The sequence below is a fragment of the Streptomyces sp. AC602_WCS936 genome (genome assembly GCF_019049125.1).
Classification (GTDB): domain Bacteria; phylum Actinomycetota; class Actinomycetes; order Streptomycetales; family Streptomycetaceae; genus Streptomyces.
This window is the reverse complement of the sequence record NZ_JAGMUF010000035.1, coordinates 62,448-78,211: the sequence shown is the minus strand read 5'-3', so window position 1 is coordinate 78,211 and position 15,764 is coordinate 62,448. Positions and strand designations below refer to the sequence as shown.

The following is a 15,764-nucleotide window of genomic DNA, read 5'->3' as shown; positions in this document are numbered from 1 at the left end:
AGGTCCGGGCTCGTACGTGCGCAGGTCCGGGCTCGTACGTGCGCAGGTCCGGGCTCGTACGTGCGCAGGTCCGGGCTCGTACGTGCGCAGGTCCGGGCCCCCGGGTGCGTACCGGGACTCGGCCCGTACCGGCCCGGTGCAGCAGCCGACCGGGCGGACCACCGCATGGACCGGGGGTGCGCACCGGTCCGGTACGCACCCCCGGTGCCGTTCTGCTCAGGCTCCGGTCGCCGCCGCGTGCCAATGCCGGATCAGCCACTGCTCCCCGGCCCGCGTCAGGACCACCGAGACCATCGCGGTGCGTACCCGGTCGGGGTGGGTGAAGCGGATTTCGGCGATGCCGCCGAGTGCCCCGTCGAGCCGGTACGCGTACGCGATGCGCACCTCGGCCCGGGTGCCGGCGGGGACGCGCTCGTAGTACTCACGTACCCGCTCGCGCGAGAGGAAGGACGTGGTGCCGAGCCCCTGGAAGAGCGCGTCGGGCGTGAAAAGAGCGGCGACCCTCTCGGTGTGGCGGGCGTCGAACGCGCTCCGCCAGCGGGCGAGGACCTCGGAGAGGGCCCGCCCGGGGCCGTCGGACGTGTCCGCGTACAACTCCGGGCGCTCCGCCGCTCCCTGCGGCTCCGTCATCGCTTGCCGCCGTCCACGTCCAGCGTGTGGCCGGTGGTGAAGGTGTTCTCCATGAGGAACAGCGCCGCGTGGGCGAGGTCCTCGGGGGTGCCGGGGCGGCCCGCGGGCAGGGTGCCCGAGACCTCCTTGACGTACGCCTCGTGCTCCTCGGGGCTCATCAGCTTCCTGTGGGTGTCGACCGGGCCGGGCGCGATGGCGTTGACCCGCAGCGGCGCGAGTTCGAGCGCGAGCGACTTCACCGTGGCCTCCACCGCGCCGTTGACGGCGGCGAAGGCGGAGTAGCCGGGGTCGACCTTGCGGTAGAGGTAGCCGGAGACGAGCGTGATGGAGCCGTCCGCGGCCAGCCGGGGCAGCGCCGCCTTGATCGCCTTGTACTGGCCCCACCACTTGATCTCGAAGAAGGACCGCACCTGTTCCTCGGTCAGCTCCGTGAACGGCGCGATGGTGATGCCGGAGGCGCAGGTGAAGAGGTGGTCGAAGGAGCCGACGGCCTCGAAGACCCGCTCGAAGGCCGCCGAGTCGGTCACATCGAGGGCGTACGCCGATGCCCGCGGCCCGATCTCGGCGGCGGCCCTGGCCACCTGCTCCTCGCTGCGGTCGGTCAGCACCACGTTGGCGCCCCTGGACGCGGCCAGTTTGGCGGTGGCCAGACCAATGCCGGTGCCGGCCCCGGTGATGACGAGTGTCTTTCCTTCGACGGACATGACAGTGCTCCTCTGATCTTCGAATACCAAGCAGCTATGGGCTGTTCGATGACAAGTCTCACACTGACGATGCTTCTTGACCTTGGAAAAGAAGGTTCATAATGACGAAATGCACGATGACGCAAGAACTCTTGCCATGGATGGATGTTCGTGCGGACTCCGGGGGGAGCAGGGGGAAGCCGGCGGCAGCGCCGGTGTCGAAGGGCCCTGCGCGACCGGGCTCGTCGCGTACAGGAAGGCCGTCGCCAAGGGCTGCATGCCGCTGCGGGGCGCGCCCCGTTGCCTGATGGTGCTGGGACTCGTGGTCGTTCCGGCCGATGACGACACGGTCCTGGTGCCGGTGAAACCGGATCTGGCACTCACCAGCCTGCTCCGCCCGATCGACGAGACGGCCCAGAAGATCAGGGCCGGATTCGAGAGCGTCCGCGGAATCTACAAGGCCGCCGTAAGGGAACAGCCCGAGTACCTGAGCGTGCTCAGCGGCGATGCCGTCGTGGCGACGGAGCTGGAGGAGGCGGTCCGCGGCTGCCGCAGCGAGCTGATGACCATTCAGCCCTTGGGTGAGCGGCAGGCGTACGACATCTCCGACCCGCATCTGGTCGGCTCGGGTGTCAGCCACCGCACCCTCTACCCGCACGCGGCCCGCGCCAACGCCCCGGTGCTGCGCCACATCCGGCAGATCCGGGAGGCGTGCGGCGAGGTGCGCACCCTCGACCAGGTGACGGACCGCCTCATCATCTGCGACCAGTCGGTGGCGTATGTCGCCTTCCACCAGCGTGACGGGAGCAGCGGAGCGGTCCGTATCGCGCACCCGGCCGTCGTCCGCTTCCTGGTCTGTGTCTTCGAGTCCTCCTGGGAGCGCGCCCGCCCGGTGGACAGCGCCTCGGTCCGCGACCGCCATCCCTCCGTGACCGGAGAGGTCCAACAGGCCGTCATGCGACTGCTCGTGGCGGGTCACACCGACGACCGCATCGCCCGCCGCCTGGGCATCTCACGCCGCAGCGTCGCCGCCCACGTGGCCCGCATCAGCGAGGCCCTCAACTCCCGCTCGCGCGCCCAACTCGGCTACCTCATCGCGCTGAACGGAGTCGTGGACGACACGGGCCCCGCCGAGTCCCTGCCCGCCGAGACCCGGCTGAGCGCGTAGCCCGCCCGCCTCGTCGGCGCGGCCGCCGGGAGACGGGCCGCACCACGCCCGACCGGGCGCGAGGAGCTGCCGCTCGGATCACGCCATTGACGGGAGCAACACAAAGCCCCAGGTCACGAGCTAGGTGACCTGGGGTTCAATGGACTGGCGGCCAGCGCGCGCTCGGCACCAAGTCCAGTCACCGTCCTGACCTCCGACCCTGAGGACATCAGCCTGCTCTGTGGACCCTCTGCCGAGGCCACCAAAGGCTGACGCGTGCAGATCGCGGGCACACTCGCTCGCGATGACACTGTGCAAACACTCAACCACATACGACAATCAATGAGACCTGGGCTTCTCACAGCCGCCTTCGGGATTCGAACCCGAGACCTACGCATGACGAGGACCTGCAAGATCATGACGGTCGCTGACCTGTGGTCACGCTCGATCCGCTTTTCCCTGGTGAGAGGATTGCAGAGCTCGACGGCAGGACGCTGGCTCAGGCACCGCCGTCAGAGCTTCGTCCAAATGGGCGAGCGCCTGACAGAGTTCCAAACAGGTGTACTCGTACCACAGGCTGTGCGCACCACTCAGAAGATCGGCGCGCGAAGCCCGGTCGGTCAACGCTGCAAGGTGCTCCGTCGGATAATGCGCCACCCGTGGTCACGACGATCATGAACGCTCGCCGGGACGGCGGTGAGGGCGGAGATCCGATTGAGCGCGTCAACGATCGGTGCCGCAAGGGCGGATGTGGCGAGGCTCGTCACAGTCGACGACTCGACCCCGCCCGGCCCCTGGTAGGTCCCAGGTGATTTTGGCGAGCAAGGCACACGTGCTGGGCAACCCAGCACTCACGCGCCAAGGTGCTTCCGTATCTCAGCCTCCGTCCGATCTGCCGCATCCAGGAGTTCGAGGAGCTCCCGGGTCAGCTCCGCGACACGCCCCTCCACTGGGCCTTTCCGCTGCTCCTCACTGATATCCGCCGAACCCACGTATCGTCCCGGAGTCAGGAGGTGACCATGTTCGCGGATCTCGCCGAGTCTCACGGAACGGCAAAAACCGGTCACATCCTGATATTCCTGCGAGGTATCCGTTCCCCGCCAGGCCCGGTACGTGCCGACGACCTCCCGGAGGTTCGCGTCTGTCAGCACGCGTTCTGCGCGGCCGATCATCTCCCCCATGGCGCGAGCATCGATGAACAGCACTTCACCACGACGATCGGTCAGCTCCCGAACGCCCTGCGACGACTTGTCCTTCGTCAGAAACCAGACGCATGCCGCAATCGAAGTACTCCGAAAGAGGCGGTCGGGCAGCGCGATCACGCAGGCGACCAGATCGTCCTCCACCATGGAGACACGAATCCGGTCCTCCCCCAGCTGCCGCGACGACAGAGAGCCGTTCGCCAGCACAACAGCGGCACTGCCGCGGTCGCCCAGCTTGGAAATGACGTGTTGCAGCCAGGCAAAGTTCGCGTTCCTCGCCGGTGGGACCCCGTACCGCCAGCGCGGATCGAACTCATCGCGGGCCCAGTCACTCATGTTGAAGGGCGGGACGGCCATGACGAAGTCTGCCTTGAGCCCCCGCAGCCGGTCCTCCGCCAAGGTGTCGGCCGATCGACTGCCTATACCGCTCGAGGCCATCCCGTGGAGATCCAGATTCATCTTCGCCAGCCGCCAGGTGCGCTGATTGATCTCCTGTCCGTAGACTTGGAGCCCGTCGGTGCATTCCCGCCCTCGACGTGTCTGCACGAACCCACGAGCCTGGACCAGCAGTCCACCCGCACCACAGCACGGGTCGTACACCCGGCCTTCGTGCGGCTCCAGCATCTCGACCAGTAGCCGTGCCACGCTCTTCGGCGTGTGGAACTCCCCGCCTCGCTTCCCTTCGACGCGGGCGAACTCGTCCAAAAAGTACAGGAAGTACTCATACAGCTCTCCCGAGCCAGGTCGCACCGTACGTGCCCCGCGTCCCATCACGCGTTCGTCGCCGAACAACGCGAACAGTCCCAGGACGAGCTGGTCGTCCACACGGCCGGCGAGCCCGAGGCCGTCCGGAAAGACGTTGTCGAGGTCCCGGTTGCTCCGCGTCAGTGCGCGCAGCGCGTCATCGAGGGTCTCACCTGCAGGGCACCCGGGCCGCCTCAATTTCTCGGCCAGCATGTCCCAGCGAGCGGCAGACGGTATCCAGCGCAAGCCCAGGGTGGTGTACGCGTCCGGATCGTCCACGAAGCCCTCACCGAGCTGCTGACGGGACTCCTCGAACTCGAGGAAGAGATAACGAAGATAGAGAAGTCCGAGTAGGACGTGCTTGTACTCAGCCGCGTCCATACCGCCGCGCAGCTTGTCCGCGGCCTTCCAGATCAGCTCCGTGACCGCTGTGGGTACTCTCCCTCGAGGCGGCACCGGCTTCACCTCCTTCCCTTCGACTGCTCGGCCATCCGCGTCAACTCTGTTGTGATCAGCTCCTCAAACACCCGATTCTCGTCAAGTGCCACGTCCGCCCGCTCATGGAGCGGCGCCGCGACACGGGCAAACGCTTCCCTCACATGGGAGGAGTCCGGCCAGGACACGGTGAAGCGCGTGAACGCCTTTCGGCTCATCTCGCGGCCTTGCTGCCCCTGCGCCGTAGAGACGAGTTCCTTGCTCCTGGACCGCAGCTCGTGCAGCAGCCACATCCGGTCCGCTTCTCGCTCGATACGGACCGCAAGCGTTCCGCGCCCCGGAACCAGGGGGATCCGAGACACCACCGTTTCCACCCCGCCGGGCCTGGGCGCAACCAGAATCGTCCCCGCAGCACACACGGCGTGGCGAGGCGCCCAGGTGGTCTGATCGGTTCGATCGAGATGGGCGAGCCTGTGCCGAAGGACCTCGGCCGGCGCCGCCCACGCCACGGGGAAACCGCCTTCGAACACATCGGACCTCCGCATCCCACCCACTACTTCGCCCACGTCGCCAATCGCTGCGACCGGCCTTGTCGAGTCCTTGTGTTCCTCCAGGCATCTGGCGAAGTGCGCGTCCGCGAGTTCCAACGCGCACGCCGCGATCCGAGTGTTCAGCATCATCCGTCGTTCGATGAGACGCATCGTGCCGAGGAGCCGTGTGCGAAGGTCGAGAGGAAGCATTGGTACAGGGAGCTGCGTAAGTGTGGCGATGGTCAATGTGGAGTGCGCCGAGCCCGCTGAACTCTCCAGGCACCGAGCGCGAGCTTCCGGTGTCTTCAACCACCACTTGAGCCACGTACCGATGCCGTTCTGTTGCCCCGCTTCGGTGAAGCGGACGACGCCCACCGACCGGGCGGCGTTCCATCCGTGCTGCTCCGCGCCGACGACTGCGGCATCCCCGATCCGACCCACCAGAACGACGACAAGGTCGCCTGCGACGAGGGAGGTCCGCTGGTGGCGACGGTGCACAGCTGCGTCGATCATCCTGGGATTGCTCTGGTCCACCACGCCACCCGCGATGTCCCCCGCCTGGAGCAGAGGCACTCCTGCGGGCTGGTGCGGGCCGGGCGTGACAATGCCGTACGTCACCGAATCGACACCGGGAACCTCACCCAGGGGACAGAGCCCCCAGGCCCGTGAAGCGACCTTGGCCTCTTTCTCGTCCAACTCACGTCTCCCTCAGCACGGATCGGAGCCGCTCGTTGATCCGCGCGGCCTTTTCAAAGCGCCCGTACAGCTCCTCCTTCGGGCTCCGCTCGGCAACATCGTGATCGGGCGAAGACCCGGTGGCCCCGGCCGACGAACGGACATAGTTCCCGGGAGTCAGGTCATACCCGTACGCCTCGATCTCTTCGCGACGGACTGAACGCCACCAACTCGCCTCCTCCTGCGGGCCGTCGCTCACCGCGTCACCGTTGTCAGCGCCGCGCCAGGCCGCAAAGATCCGGCAGATCCGCGTCACCTCCTCGTCCGCCAGCTGCCGTCGAGAGCGATCCGCACGTTTGGCGAGCCTTCGCGCGTCCACAAAAAGGACTTCGCCGAGACGAGCATTCCTCCCCCAACCGATATGCGGAGTCTTGTCCTTGCTGAGAAACCACAGACTCGCGCCGATCCGGGTGTGCGGGAACAACCCGGCGGGCAGCGCCACGACACCCGCGAGGACATCGGTCTCCACCATGCGCTGCCGGATCTGTTTCTCTTCCCCCCGAGTGCTCCTCGCAGCGCCATCCGCCAGCAGGACGACTGCACGCCCTCTCGGGGAGAGTTCGCTCAGGATGTGCTGGACCCACGCGAAGTTCGCGCTGCCCTTGGGCGGCTGGCCGAAGCTCCAGCGAGGGTCTCCCACTAGCTCATCGTGTCCCCAACCGGGCATCTTGAAAGGCGGATTGGCGAGTACGACATCAGCAGCCAGCCCCGTGGACCCGCCCCGCAGGCTGTCAACCGCGCTCGTGCCGAGATCTCCGGGCAGCGAGTTGAGCGTGAGGTTCATCGCTGCCACGCGCCGCGCCTCGGTACTGATATCCCTACCGCACACGACCGCTACATCGTTCCCAGCCCCCTGACGTCTAGCCCATCGTGCGGCCTCGACGAGGAGCCTCCCAGATCCACAGACCGGATCCAGCACACGTTCACCGGCTCGAGGCCCGGCCAGCCCCGCCACCAGCCGGGCGATTCCCCGAGGCGTGTAGTAGTTTCCGTCCTGGCCGAACCTGTGCGAGTACCGGTCGAGACACGCATCGAACAGGCCGACCGGCCGGCCCGCCGACTCAACCCGATCGACCTCGACGATCAGCGCGGCCAGACGCCGGTCTGCCTCTCCGAACAGTCCGACGGCTCCGGCGGAGCGCCGCACCCCCAACCTGAAGACACTGTCGAGCCGCGTGTTCGCCCAGGCCATGTTCAGCGCCGGTTCCGCAGGCCCGAAGTGTCTGACGAGGGGGGACCAGAGCGTTCCCCCCGAAGAACGCAGGAAGATCACCTGAAACGCGACCTGGTACGCGTCTTCCGGGGCAACCATCTCGCACAGCGCGTCGATCGCGCGCCACACGCGCCTGAATGCGGGAGACCCTGCAGCCTCAGCCTCTGCCGTCACGACGTCTTCAGCCAGGTGATGGTCGCCATGCCAAGGCCCATGGCGACACCGAACGCCATCCCGCCGCTCTTGACCGCCCCCACCACCTGCCCTCCGTCGGCGAACTGAAGGATGCCGGCCAGCAGTCCCACGATCACCGATGCCAGGACGACCAACGCAAACAGCAGCGCCTTGTGCTGCACGCCACAACTCCCCTCGGACTCAAAGCATCTAACGAAGCCTCTGACGCAACGAACCTAGCCGCCGAGGACAGCGCACGAGAACAGCATGCAATTTGGGTTTTTGGAGCAGTAGGTAGCCCACGCAAGGCCGCCACCAATCGCCAGACTGACGACCAGGTGCTCTCGGCCTCGCCCTCATCATCAGGCCCCCCGCCGGCGTGCCGGCACGGACCCACATCGCCCTGGCCTTGACCGTCAACCAGCGCCGTCTCGGCCTGATCCCGTACCGGGCCGAACTCCCGTCGGCCCTGCGCACCATCGACTTCCGGTGATCGAAACAAAGTCCCCGTTCGGCCAGGCCGGTGCGGGCCCAGCCCGCACCGGGCATGATCGCGATGGTGAGCCGCCAGTCGTCGCCGGCGATCGCGCCGTCTCGGTCGTCGCGATTGCCATTCCAGTACGTCCGAAGGGTGGGCGCGCCGCCCACGGGAGGCCCGGGCGAGGAAGCGCGAGCCCCCGCAGCCAGATGCATGGGCTTGTGTGCAGCCGCGTGCGTGGACACCGCGTTCGGGCGCAGAAGGTGTGGGCTGGCGGCCCGCTCTGCGGGCTGTCGGTCGGGGGCTCACCTGACTGAGTAGACCAATCCACTCAGTCCGGCTTCAGACCCGGAATTGCCACCCCTGGTAGGATCTGGACCGTGAGCGGTAGCAAGAAGTACTCGATCAGCCTCCCCGAAGACCTCGCTGAGGCCGCACGTACTCATGTAGGTCCAGGCGGCTTCTCCGCCTACGTGGCCGAGGCCCTCGAGCAGCGTGTGGCCATGGACAAGCTTCGGGAGATCGTCGCCGACTTCGAGACCGACAACGACCCGCTGTCCCGGGAAGAGATCGAAGCGGCACGCGCCGTACTGCGCCATGATCAGCGCGACTCGAGCGGTGCCGCAGCCTGATGCCCGGCACTCTCCTCCTCGACAGCGAGGGCCTGTCCAAGCTCTACCTCAAGGACCGCGCCGTCCTGGGTCTCGTCCAAGCAGCCTCGGAAGAAGGCATCCGAGTGGCCACGACCGCCATGACCACGCTCGAGGCGGACTACGAGCGCATCCACCCCGCCCGCATCCGGTGGGTACTCTCTCGGATCGATGTCCACGACGTCACCAAGAGCGTCACCGACCAAGCGGCAGCACTGTTGCGCGACCACCTCCTCAGCGGCCACAAGTACGCCATCGACGCCGTCCTCGCGGCCGTTGCACGCTCGGCGCCAAGACCAGTCACCGTCCTCACCTCCGACCCTGAGGACATCAGTCTGCTCTGTGGACCCGCCGTCGAGGTCATCAAAGCCTGACGTGTACAGATCACGGGCACACCCGCTCACGCATACCGCTGCGCAAGCCCCCGACTGCACACGGCAACCACTCAACGGAACGCAAAAAGCCCAGCTCAGACACTGTCTGAGCTGGGCTTAGGAAGAGCCGCCTTCGGGATTCGAACCCGAGACCTACGCATTACGAGTGCGTTGCTCTGGCCATCTGAGCTAAGGCGGCGCGCTGTGCACCCATGGTGCGATCAGCAACGTCGGTAAGTCTACACAGTTTCCGGGGGTGCTTCGCACCCGCCCCGGAGGCCTGGGCTCCGGGGCGGGTGGGGCGGGTGTCCGGCGTGGCTACGAACAGCGTTTGCCGTCTTCCGGCGCGGTGCCGCGCAGGAGGTACGTGTTGATCGCGGAGTCGATGCAGGCGCTGCCGCGGCCGTAGGCGGTGTGGCCGTCGCCCTCGTAGGTGAGGAGGCGGCCGGAGGAGAGCTGGCCGGCCAGGGCCTCGGCCCAGCGGTAGGGGGTGGCCGGGTCGCGGGTGGTGCCGACCACGACGATCGGGGTCGCGCCGGCGGCCTCGATGCGGTGCGGCTCGCCCGTGGGCTCGACCGGCCAGTACGCGCAGTTCAGGGAGGACCAGGCGAGGCCCTCGCCGAAGACCGGGGACGCCTTCTCGAAGTCGGGGAGCGCGTCGCGCACCTGGTCCGGGGAGGAGAAGGCGGCGGGGAGGTCGAGGCAGTTCACGCTGGCGTTGGCGAACATCAGGTTGCTGTAGCTGCCGTCGGCCTCGCGCTCGTAATAGCTGTCGGAGAGGACCAGCAGGCCGGCGCCGTCGTTCTCCTTCATCGCCGAGGTCAGGGACTCGCGCAGCTGCTGCCAGGCGCCCTCGTCGTACATCGCGGCGATCACGCCGGTGGTGGCGAGGGATTCGGTGAGCTTGCGGCCGTCGGCGTCACCCGTGGGGATCGGCTTGGCGTCCAGGTCGTCGAAGAAGGCCTTGAGGTTCTTGCCGACCTGGTCGGGGGTGGTGCTCTTGTCGCCGAGGGGGCAGTCGGGCTGCGTCACGCAGTCCTTCGCGAAGGACTGGAACGCCGTCTCGAAGCCGGCCGTCTGCTCCAGGTTCAGGCGGCGCGCGGGCAGGGAGGGGTCCATCGCGCCGTCCAGGACGAGGCGGCCCGCCCGGTCCGGGAACAGACCGGCGTACGTCGCGCCGAGGAACGTGCCGTACGAGGCGCCGACGTAGGTCAGCTTCTCGTCGCCGAGCACCGCCCGCAGGATGTCCATGTCGCGGGCCGCCTCGACGGTCGACACGTGCCGCAGCAGCTTCGGCGCGTCCGCCCCGCAGCCCTCGGCGAACTCCTTGTACGCGTCGACCAGCTCGTCCGCCTCGCCCTCGTCGTCCGGAGTGACGTCTGTCTGCGTGTACGCGTCCATCTCGCGGCCGTCGAGGCACTCGATGGGCTCGCTGCGGGCCACGCCCCGGGGGTCCACCGCCACCATGTCGTACTGGGCGCGGACCTCCTCCGGATAGCCGATGCCCGCGTACTGCTGGAGGTAGCCGATCGCCGAGCCGCCCGGGCCGCCCGGGTTCACCAGCAGCGAGCCGAGGCGCTCGCCCGGGCCGGTGGCCTTCTTGCGGGCCACGGCGAGCCGGACGTCGCCCTTGGTCGGCTTCGCGTAGTCGAGCGGGGCCTTCATGGTGGCGCACTGGAAGCCGGGGACGCCGCAGTCGCGCCAGTTCAGTTTCTGCTCGTAGTACGGCGCCAGCTCGGAGGGGGTGGCCTTCGGCAGCGCGGTCAACGAGGTCTTGGCCGCCTCCGTCGATCCCGCCGCCTCGGCCGCCGCCGGGCCGGCGGACGTCGACGCGCCCCCGGCGGAGCAGGCGGTGGCGAGCAGCGCGGCGGCGAGCAGCGTGGCTCCGGTTCGGGTTCTGCCGATGCGGGTCCTGCGGTGGGTGCGCCTTGTGTGCATTCCGCGAGCGTAACTCTCCGCGATCGCCTCGACGCTCAGCGTGCTCGACGTGCCTCGTACGAGTTACGCGGTCAACCGGGTCGGCCCGGTCCCCGCCGGGGCAGCTCGGTCAGCCCGCTCTCAGGGCCATCGTCATCGCCTCCACCGCCAGCAGCGGCGGCACATTGCGGTCGAGGGCCTCCCCGCAGGCGGCGATGGCCTCGATGCGGCGGAGGGTGGCCTCCGGGGAGCTGGCGCGGGCGATGCGCTCCAGGGCGTCCTCGGCGTCGGCGTTGGCGATCGCCACGCGGGAGCCGAGCTGGAGGGCGAGCACGTCGCGGTAGAAGGCGGTGAGGTCGGTCAGGGCGAGGTCGAGGCTGTCGCGCTGGGTGCGGGTGCGGCGGCGTTTCTGGTTGTCCTCCAGCTCCTTGACCACGCCCGCCGTGCCGCGCGGCAGCCGGCCGCCCTGGGCCGCGCCGAGAGCCGCCTTCAGCTCCTCGGTCTCCTTGGTGTCCATCTCCTCGGCGAGCTGCTTGGCGTCCGCGGCCGCCGCGTCCACCAACTCCTGGGCCGCCTTGAGCGCGCCGCCGATGTCCTCGACCCGCAGCGGCAGCTTCAGGACGGCGGACCGGCGATCGCGGGCGGTGGGGTCGGTGGCCAGGCGTCGGGCGCGGTCGACGTGGCCCTGGGTGGCGCGGGCCGCCGCGGCGGCGACGTCCGGCTCGATGCCCTCGCGGCGGACGAGCATGTCGGCCACGGCCTCCACCGAGGGTGTGCGCAGATTCAGGTGGCGGCAGCGGGAGCGGATGGTGGGCAGGACGTCCTCGATGGACGGGGCGCACAGCAGCCACACCGTCCGCGGGGCGGGCTCCTCGACGGCCTTGAGGACGGCGTTGGCGGACTTCTCGTTCAGCCGCTCGGCGTCCTCGACGAGGATGGTCTGCCAGCGGCCGTTCGCCGGGGAGGTGAAGGACTTGCGGACGGTGTCCCGCATGTCGGCGACGCGGATCTCCGCGCCGACGGCGGTCACCGCGCTGACGTCCGCGTGGGTGCCGATGAGCGCGGTGTGGCAGCCGTCGCAGAAGCCGCAGCCGGGGACTCCGCCGAGCGCCCGGTCGGGGCTCACGCACTGGAGCGCGGCGGCGAAGGAGCGTGCCGTCTGCGTCACTCCGGAGCCGGGCGGCCCGGTGAACAGCCAGGCGTGGGTCATGCTCGACGCCTCGGGCAGCGGGCCGTCGGCCGCGGCGGCGGTGACGAAGGCGTCGGCGTCCCGGGCGGCGGCGGCGAGCTGATCGCTCACCTTCTCCTGCCCGACGAGGTCGTCCCACACGGTCATGGGTCACGCCGTCCTTCCGTCACACTCCGCGGTCGTACCGCGCCGTCGCACTGCGCCGCGCCCCGCACTCCGCGTCGCGCCCTCCATTGTGCGGGGCGGCACTGACAACGGGTGCCGGGGCCGGGGTACGGGGCGTCGAGGGCTCAGCGCCGTCCCCGGCCGCCCTTGCCGCGGCGGCCTCCGTCGCCACCCTGACCGCCCTGACCGTCGCGGCCTCCGTCGCCGCGGCCGCCCGCCTCGGGGTCGTCCCCGTCGCGCGGGCCGAGCAGCTCGTCCGCCAGCGTCGGCAGGTCGTCCAGCGGGGTCTCCTCGGCCCAGTCGGAGCGCCGCCTGCGGGGCGGTGCCTGGTCGGGGTCGATACGGGGCAGTTCGCGGGTGCGGTCCTGGGGCTCCGGGGAACGGCCGGAACCGGCGGCCGGGTCCTCCTTGCGGAAGTAGTCCGACGGCACCCGGTCGGCGGGGTCCTCCGCGCGTACGGGCGGCAGCACGGCCGTCTCGTCGGCGGCCGACGGCGTGACGGGCGGCAGTACCGCCGTCTCGTCCTCGGCCCGAGGCTCCACCGCCGGCAGGACCGCCGTCTCGTCCGCCGCACCCGCCGGAGCGGGCGGCTTGGGCAGCTCGGTCGTCACCTCGGACGCGGACTCTCCGGACGCCCCACCGTCACCGGCACCGTCCTCACGGGCGTCGCCGTGCGGGTCCTCCGGGTCCTGCACCGGCCGCAGTACCGCCGTGTCCTCCACCGGACCGCCGGACGCGTTCGTCGGGGTCACGATCGGGGTCGGCACGGTCGCCGCGTCCGAGTGGTGCGGTGCGGACGGTGCCGGGCGGGGCGCGTCGGCCGCGGGCGGAGCCGTCGGCTTCGGACCGGTCGCGGCCGCTGCCGCCGCCTGCTCCGCAGCCCTGCGTGCCTCCTCGGCACGCATCAGGGCCTCCTCGGCCTTGCGCTGCTTCTCCAGACGCAGGGCCTCGGCCTCGGCCCGCAGCCGCGCCTCCTCCTCGGCCTGCTTGCGGCGCCGCTCCTCCTCGGCCCGGCGACGCGCTTCCTCCTCGGCCCGCGCCTTCTCCTCGGCGAGGAGCCGGACCCGCTCCTCCTCGGCCTTGCGGCGCGCTTCCTCGGCCCGCTGCCGGGCCTCCTCCGCCTGCCGCTCGGCCTCGCGCCGCTGCGCCTCCTCCAGCTCGCGGCGCTTGCGCTCCTCCTCCTCGGCGCGCAGCCGCTCCAGCTGTTCGAGGCGCTCGCGCTCCAGGCGCTCCTCCTCGGCCTTGCGCGCGGCCTCTTCCTCGGCCTTGCGGCGTGCCTCCTCCTCGGCCTTGCGCCGTGCCTCCTCCCGAGCCTTGATCTCGGCCTCGGACAGCGGCAGCACCTGGTCGAGCCGGTGGCGTACGACGGTGGTGACGGCCTCGGGCTCCTGGCCGGCGTCCACGACGAGGTAGCGGCCGGGGTCGGCGGCGGCCAGAGCGAGGAAGCCGGAGCGCACGCGCGTGTGGAACTCGGCGGGCTCCGACTCCAGCCGGTCCGGCGCCTCGGTGAACCGCTCGCGCGCGGCCTCCGGCGAGACGTCCAGCAGGACGGTCAGGTGCGGTACGAGCCCGTTGGTCGCCCAGCGGTTGATGCGGGCGATCTCGGTCGGCGACAGGTCGCGCCCGGCGCCCTGGTAGGCCACCGAGGAGTCGATGTACCGGTCGGAGATGACCACGGCGCCGCGCTCCAGGGCGGGCCGGACCACGGTGTCGACGTGCTCCGCGCGGTCGGCGGCGTACAGCAGCGCCTCCGCGCGGTGCGACAGACCGGCGCTGGAGACGTCCAGCAGGATGGACCGCAGACGCTTGCCCACCGGGGTCGCCCCGGGCTCGCGCGTCAGCACGACCTCGTGGCCCTTGCCCCTGATCCACTCGGCGAGGGCCTCGGCCTGGGTGGACTTGCCGGCGCCGTCGCCGCCCTCCAGGGCGATGAAGAAACCGTTGGTCGCGGGGGTCGGCACCGGGTCGTCGCCGCCGAGCAGCGCGTCGCGCAGGTCGTGCCGCAGGGGCACCCCGGAGCGGTCGTCGACCTTGGCCAGCACCAGCGCGGCCACCGGCAGCAGCAGCGCGCCGGCCAGCATCAGCACGAACGCGGCACCGCCGTGCGCGAAGACGAACTTGCCGTTCTCCAGCCGGTGCGGCCCAATCGACGCCGCCACCACGGGGGCGACGATCGCGCCGAGCGCCACGTACACCCGGACGACCGCGTGCAGGTGCTCGGTGGTCCGTGCCCGGCGGGCGTCCTCGGTCTCCTGGTCGAGCAGGGTGTGCCCGGTGTTCGCGGCCACGCCCGCGGCGACGCCGGTCAGCGCCAGGAGCAGCAGGACGGTGGTGTCGTCCGGAACGAGCCCGGCGGCCAGTAGGGCGATCCCGGCGAAGGCGATCGCCAGGGCCAGCAGCCGCCGGCGCGACAGGGTCGGCAGCAGGGCGGGCGCCGTGCGGATGCCGACGACGACGCCGCCGGTCAGCGCCCCGACCATCAGCCCGTACAGCACCGGGCCGCCACCGAGGTCCTTGGCGTGCAGCACCGCCACGGCGACCGCGGCGGCCACCACCGCGGCGACGGCCGCGCAGGCGAGGACCAGGAGGGGCAGGGCGCCGGTGCGGCCCTTGTCGACACCCGTGCCGCTCTTGGGGCGGCGCGCGCCCTCCAGCGGCGACCGCGCGCGGGGGGTGCGCACCGAGGGCAGTTCAAGGAAGGTCACCACGGACAGGGACGCGGCGAACAGCCCGGCCGCCACGTACGAGGCGAGGGCCGCCTGGTGCTCGGCGAACCAGTCGACGCCGGCGCCCAGCAGGTTGTTCAGCAGTCCCGCGACGACCAGGGCGACGCCGGCCAGCGGGACCGCCACGAAGCCCGTGCGCAGCGACAGGCGGCGCAGCGCGTCCATGTGGTCGGGCAGCGGGCGTACCGTCGCGCCCTCCGGGGGCGGCGCGGGCAGCAGCGCGGGCGCCGCGCTCTCCCGGCACACCGTCCAGAAGCGCTCGGCGACCCCGGTGACGAAGACGGTCACCAGGAGGTAGGCCAGCGCGTCGTTGGGCGTCCAGTCGATCCACAGCGGCGCCACGATCAGCAGCGCGGCCCGCAGCCCGTCGGCGCCGACCATGGTCCAGCGGCGGTCGAGCGGACCGTCGGGAGAGGTGAGCGAGGTGAGCGGGCCGAGCAGTACGGCACCGAAGAGCAGCGTCGCGAGGATGCGTACGCCGAAAACGGTCGCCACTGCGAACGCCACGCCCCGGTACCCACCGCCGAAGGAGCCCGCGCCGATCGCGGCCTGGACGGCGAGGAGGACCAGCACCAGGAGGGCGAGGATGTCGCCGACACCCCCCACCAGCTGTGCGCTCCACAACCGCCTCAGCTGCGGTCGGCGCAGCAGGGCGCGGACGGCACGCTCGCGGGAGTCCGCGACGAGGGCGTCGTCCGGGGCGGGGTGAGGGGCCGTTGGCTGCTCGGCTCGCGTCATGCGTTCAGCCTATCGGTCGGCGCGGACAGTCCGG

General features: G+C 70.3%; 12 protein-coding genes and 1 tRNA gene. 3 read left to right on the top strand and 10 right to left on the bottom strand.

All coding sequences use genetic code 11. The features are described 5' to 3' along the window. Positions 1-216 precede the first annotated feature (216 nt). Both KUM03_RS13610 and KUM03_RS13605 read right to left on the bottom strand, forming a co-directional pair. Positions 217-630 carry a nuclear transport factor 2 family protein gene (locus KUM03_RS13610; RefSeq protein ID WP_217247695.1) on the bottom strand — a complete coding sequence of 138 codons (414 nt, stop codon included), beginning with the start codon at positions 628-630 and terminating at the stop codon, positions 217-219. Continuing rightward, positions 627-1,334: an SDR family NAD(P)-dependent oxidoreductase gene (locus KUM03_RS13605; protein WP_217247693.1), complete on the bottom strand. Its 708-nt coding sequence runs from the start codon at positions 1,332-1,334 to the stop codon at positions 627-629. The genes KUM03_RS13610 and KUM03_RS13605 overlap by 4 nt, the downstream gene beginning before the upstream one ends. 136 nt (positions 1,335-1,470) lie before the next feature. Here KUM03_RS13605 and KUM03_RS13600 point away from each other — a divergent pair, with 136 nt between their 5' ends. Further along, positions 1,471-2,481, top strand: coding sequence for a helix-turn-helix transcriptional regulator (locus tag KUM03_RS13600; RefSeq protein ID WP_217247691.1), 1,011 nt, complete (start codon positions 1,471-1,473; stop codon positions 2,479-2,481). Positions 2,482-3,311: 830 nt separating this feature from the next. On the opposite strand, the gene KUM03_RS13595 is transcribed toward KUM03_RS13600, so the two are convergent. Genes KUM03_RS13595 through KUM03_RS13580 form a run of 4 tightly spaced genes read right to left on the bottom strand, consistent with a single transcriptional unit; the run spans position 3,312 to position 7,675 of the window. Further along, positions 3,312-4,871, bottom strand: coding sequence for an N-6 DNA methylase (locus KUM03_RS13595; protein WP_217247689.1), 1,560 nt, complete (start codon positions 4,869-4,871; stop codon positions 3,312-3,314). After that, the gene (locus KUM03_RS13590) at positions 4,868-6,067 is read right to left on the bottom strand and encodes a hypothetical protein (RefSeq protein WP_217247687.1); all 1,200 of its coding nucleotides are present in this window, start codon (positions 6,065-6,067) and stop codon (positions 4,868-4,870) included. Before KUM03_RS13590 ends, KUM03_RS13595 begins: the two co-directional genes overlap by 4 nt. Position 6,068: 1 nt before the next feature. Further along, a complete protein-coding gene (locus tag KUM03_RS13585; protein ID WP_217247686.1) occupies positions 6,069-7,448 on the bottom strand; it encodes an N-6 DNA methylase in 1,380 nt (459 codons plus the stop codon). 41 nt (positions 7,449-7,489) lie between these two features. Then, positions 7,490-7,675, bottom strand: a complete 186-nt coding sequence (locus tag KUM03_RS13580; RefSeq protein ID WP_217247684.1) for a hypothetical protein — start codon at positions 7,673-7,675, stop codon at positions 7,490-7,492. Between the two features lie 676 nt (positions 7,676-8,351). On the opposite strand from KUM03_RS13580, the gene KUM03_RS13575 reads away from it, so the two are divergent. Both KUM03_RS13575 and KUM03_RS13570 read left to right on the top strand, forming a co-directional pair. Next, positions 8,352-8,603, top strand: a complete 252-nt coding sequence (locus KUM03_RS13575; protein WP_217247676.1) for a hypothetical protein — start codon at positions 8,352-8,354, stop codon at positions 8,601-8,603. Beyond that, complete coding sequence (locus KUM03_RS13570; protein WP_217247673.1) at positions 8,603-8,995, top strand: DNA-binding protein; 393 nt, start codon at positions 8,603-8,605, stop codon at positions 8,993-8,995. Before KUM03_RS13575 ends, KUM03_RS13570 begins: the two co-directional genes overlap by 1 nt. Before the next feature lie 125 nt (positions 8,996-9,120). On the opposite strand, the gene KUM03_RS13565 is transcribed toward KUM03_RS13570, so the two are convergent. From KUM03_RS13565 to tmk, 4 genes are all read right to left on the bottom strand, one after another. Then, positions 9,121-9,194 (bottom strand) — tRNA-Thr (locus tag KUM03_RS13565). 119 nt (positions 9,195-9,313) lie between these two features. Then, on the bottom strand, positions 9,314-10,933 hold the full coding sequence (locus KUM03_RS13560; RefSeq protein ID WP_217247671.1) for an alpha/beta hydrolase: 1,620 nt from the start codon (positions 10,931-10,933) through the stop codon (positions 9,314-9,316). A gap of 109 nt (positions 10,934-11,042) precedes the next feature. Beyond that, positions 11,043-12,248 (bottom strand): DNA polymerase III subunit delta', encoded by a 1,206-nt coding sequence (locus tag KUM03_RS13555; RefSeq protein ID WP_217247669.1) that lies wholly within the window; start codon positions 12,246-12,248, stop codon positions 11,043-11,045. Between the two features lie 143 nt (positions 12,249-12,391). Next, on the bottom strand, positions 12,392-15,730 hold the full coding sequence (tmk, locus tag KUM03_RS13550; RefSeq protein WP_217247661.1) for a dTMP kinase: 3,339 nt from the start codon (positions 15,728-15,730) through the stop codon (positions 12,392-12,394). Positions 15,731-15,764: the final 34 nt, after the last annotated feature.

Bases quoted from the DNA above. Each gene is read 5' to 3' on its own strand.
- KUM03_RS13610 (WP_217247695.1), bottom strand. From the start codon at position 630: ATGACGGAGCCGCAGGGAGCGGCGGAGCGCCCGGAGTTGTACGCGGAC.
- KUM03_RS13605 (WP_217247693.1), bottom strand. From the start codon at position 1,334: ATGTCCGTCGAAGGAAAGACACTCGTCATCACCGGGGCCGGCACCGGC.
- KUM03_RS13600 (WP_217247691.1), top strand. From the start codon at position 1,471: ATGGATGGATGTTCGTGCGGACTCCGGGGGGAGCAGGGGGAAGCCGGC.
- KUM03_RS13570 (WP_217247673.1), top strand. From the start codon at position 8,603: ATGCCCGGCACTCTCCTCCTCGACAGCGAGGGCCTGTCCAAGCTCTAC.
- KUM03_RS13560 (WP_217247671.1), bottom strand. From the start codon at position 10,933: ATGCACACAAGGCGCACCCACCGCAGGACCCGCATCGGCAGAACCCGA.
- KUM03_RS13555 (WP_217247669.1), bottom strand. From the start codon at position 12,248: ATGACCGTGTGGGACGACCTCGTCGGGCAGGAGAAGGTGAGCGATCAG.
- tmk (WP_217247661.1), bottom strand. From the start codon at position 15,730: ATGACGCGAGCCGAGCAGCCAACGGCCCCTCACCCCGCCCCGGACGAC.